The organism is Pseudoalteromonas luteoviolacea NCIMB 1942, from assembly GCF_001625595.1.
Taxonomy (GTDB): Bacteria; Pseudomonadota; Gammaproteobacteria; order Enterobacterales; family Alteromonadaceae; genus Pseudoalteromonas; species Pseudoalteromonas luteoviolacea_A.
The window spans coordinates 1-2,499 of sequence record NZ_AUXT01000084.1 but is presented as its reverse complement, the minus strand read 5'-3'; the positions used below and the strand labels follow the sequence as shown (position 1 = coordinate 2,499).

The 2,499-nt window shown below is 36.4% G+C and carries 3 protein-coding genes and 1 pseudogene; 2 read left to right on the top strand and 2 right to left on the bottom strand.

Going from position 1 to position 2,499, the window contains the following annotated elements; genetic code table 11:
- Positions 1 to 133 precede the first annotated feature (133 nt).
- Together N482_RS05345 and N482_RS05340 are read right to left on the bottom strand one after the other, a co-directional pair.
- Positions 134 to 1,012, bottom strand: a complete 879-nt coding sequence (locus N482_RS05345; RefSeq protein ID WP_063376088.1) for a hypothetical protein — start codon at positions 1,010 to 1,012, stop codon at positions 134 to 136.
- Between the two features lie 42 nt (positions 1,013 to 1,054).
- Positions 1,055 to 1,243, bottom strand: a complete 189-nt coding sequence (locus N482_RS05340; RefSeq protein ID WP_063376087.1) for a hypothetical protein — start codon at positions 1,241 to 1,243, stop codon at positions 1,055 to 1,057.
- Between the two features lie 606 nt (positions 1,244 to 1,849).
- Between N482_RS05340 and N482_RS05335 the strand changes: the two genes are divergently transcribed.
- Positions 1,850 to 2,320: an integrase arm-type DNA-binding domain-containing protein gene (locus tag N482_RS05335; protein WP_063376086.1), complete on the top strand. Its 471-nt coding sequence runs from the start codon at positions 1,850 to 1,852 to the stop codon at positions 2,318 to 2,320.
- A gap of 75 nt (positions 2,321 to 2,395) precedes the next feature.
- Positions 2,396 to 2,499, top strand: a pseudogene (locus tag N482_RS24105) (transposase); the annotation flags it as partial.

Here is a 2,499-nt window from a genome sequence, read left to right as displayed (position 1 = left end):
TGTTTATCTCAGTTAGCGATTTATTTTGAAGGGCGTTTAGATAGCGTGCTTGATATTTAACTTTTTAAGCTGACACAGAATTTTGAACGCCCTCATAATTAATCGGGGGGCCTGTCTACGTTAGCTTTGATACTTATGTCGTTGGTTCTTCCTCTCCTGAATTATGTTGAATTTCCAGCTCTACATCGACAGTGTTTTCAGGAATATAACTTTTCTTTTTGGGTCTTTCATATTTTTCAAAGTTTTTCCTGTAATGAAAATCATGTAAATTTGCATGAACAATTTCACGTACGGGTATATTTATCAAAAACCTGTCTAGATCCAAATCAACTTCTTCCTCTTGTGAGGCCGATAATTCCTCTCGAATATCATCCCAAACAGGTACATAGTCAGTGACCAACTCTAACCTTTGCTCATTTTCACATCTATAGCCACTTTTAAGAGGCAATATCATAATATCGTTCATATGAAAGGCAATTTCCGTAGGGTATCCTATGTACACTTTACTATTTGATAGTGTGAACGCAATCGGCAAGCCGACGGTCATGCTTCGAGTAGTTATCTGGGTAAATTCAGGCGTATCATCTGTAGCCGATAAACTATAGTACACAGCATTTGCCACATTATCTTCACTTTCACCTGTCATTTTAGCTACAAAATGTAGTATTATGCTAGGCCCTTTTAGAGCTAGAAAAAGTGCAATTATAGATATCTGAAAACTATGTATCGCATATAAAGGAACGTAGAGATTGGGGAATATCACTTGTATAAAATGTGTTAATAAAGGAGCGATTAAACCGCTTTCCCATGACAGCAAGAAAAAGACTAGAGTTGTTAGTCCAAATAGTAATGCAGATACAAGCCATAAACCAATTCCCCACGCTGCAGATAGAATAAATGTATGATATCCACTGGTTTTTCTGAAGGTTGGTTTAGTTAAATAGTTTCGAGAACAGAAGATATAACCGATGATAGTAAATGTAAGCACTAAAATTACTGTAGGTTTGAGCATATCTCAATGAATCCTTCACTTCATCAAACAAAAAAGGGAGCCTTATGCTCCCTCTTTCTTCTCTTGAGTAAGATATCTTATTTGCTTTTGTACTTCATTACTTTTCCGAAAAGATGCCATCGGAACTGTAAATGTACCGTCACCCTTGGCCACAACTTTAATTTGGGCCTTTTTGCTCTGCTCTAACCCAGGAGTGAAAAAGTTAGAAATAGACTCTACAATACCACTCATCTACATCTCCTCCTGTATCATCGTGGAGCCGAATTCTATCGACTCATACTATATAGTCAAGGTCAGAATTGACCGAGAGTCAAACATAATATAGTTCCATACTGGAACTATTCTACTAAAAATAACACTATGAACGCTATTTCGTCTATGGTCAATATCTCACACACTCGTGTTTACTTACATTATTGGTTGTCTAGCTAAAAGTCTTAAGGGACTGTCACTTTAACTTTCTGTTTGAATTGGCAACCGATTGAAAAATAAATAAATTTATCCTTTATTTCATCCTAGGGGTATAAGGTGGGGTGTCACCACTTTCTTCCATGTTAATAATTCAATAGAAACAAGTGCTTAAGCTCTATATGGGCGGTATGATGTAGGCCGACCTATGATCATTTCATAGACATTCAAAACTTTTCAAAGAGCCCGCAAATTAACGTATTGCGGGCTTTTTTAATGGGTTTTATAATTACATGTAGTTTCATTTGTTTTCATCGAATTGCACAAATTGAAGAGGTAGTTAGTAGGGTATGTTGCGAATCACCCCAGTTATTTTTGTACATAAATAGATAGTATACCCCGCATTGTACTGTTGTATTGAGATTGGTTATGGGACTAGTTGCGGGTCAGTTGAAAAGTCTTTCTTGCGAAGACGGACAGAAGCAAACCAAAAGGTTTGATGGTAATAGATTGTATTTATTAATAAAAAATACAGGTTCCAAGCTTTGGCGGTTTCGCTATAAGTATGCTGAAAAACATCAAGAAATGGCACTTGAAAAATACCCCTCTATATCCCTTTCAAAAGCTCGTGAGTTAGCAAAAGGTGCTCGTTTATTGCTTATTCAGGGTATCCATCCAATGGAAGAGAGACTCAAGAATAAGAAGGCATTAAAGACGCCTGAGCTGATTTTTAGCAAAATATCATTGACATGGTGGGAGTTTAATAAAAGTAAATGGGGTGAGGAGCATATTGCCAAAGTTAACCGTCATATATCAAACGATTTAAAACCATTACATAAATACTCCATCGAACAAATTGATGTACAACAGATTCGAGATGTTCTGAATGAACTGGTTTAATTGAGCCGGACACTTTAATAATGGACAATGTTCTAATATTGAGGTGTTAAATGACAAAACGAAAAAACAAAAAACAAAACTTATACAACAGAATTTAAACAAGAAGCAGTTGCTTTAGTAACAGAGCAAGGCTATTCAGTTTCTGAGGCCGCAGCCTCTTTAGGGATCACAACCAAACT

What these genes read in the sequence shown, in the direction of transcription:
- N482_RS05345 (WP_063376088.1), bottom strand. Translation starts at nt 1,012, where the DNA reads ATGCTCAAACCTACAGTAATTTTAGTGCTTACATTTACTATCATCGGT.
- N482_RS05340 (WP_063376087.1), bottom strand. Translation starts at nt 1,243, where the DNA reads ATGAGTGGTATTGTAGAGTCTATTTCTAACTTTTTCACTCCTGGGTTA.
- N482_RS05335 (WP_063376086.1), top strand. Translation starts at nt 1,850, where the DNA reads ATGGGACTAGTTGCGGGTCAGTTGAAAAGTCTTTCTTGCGAAGACGGA.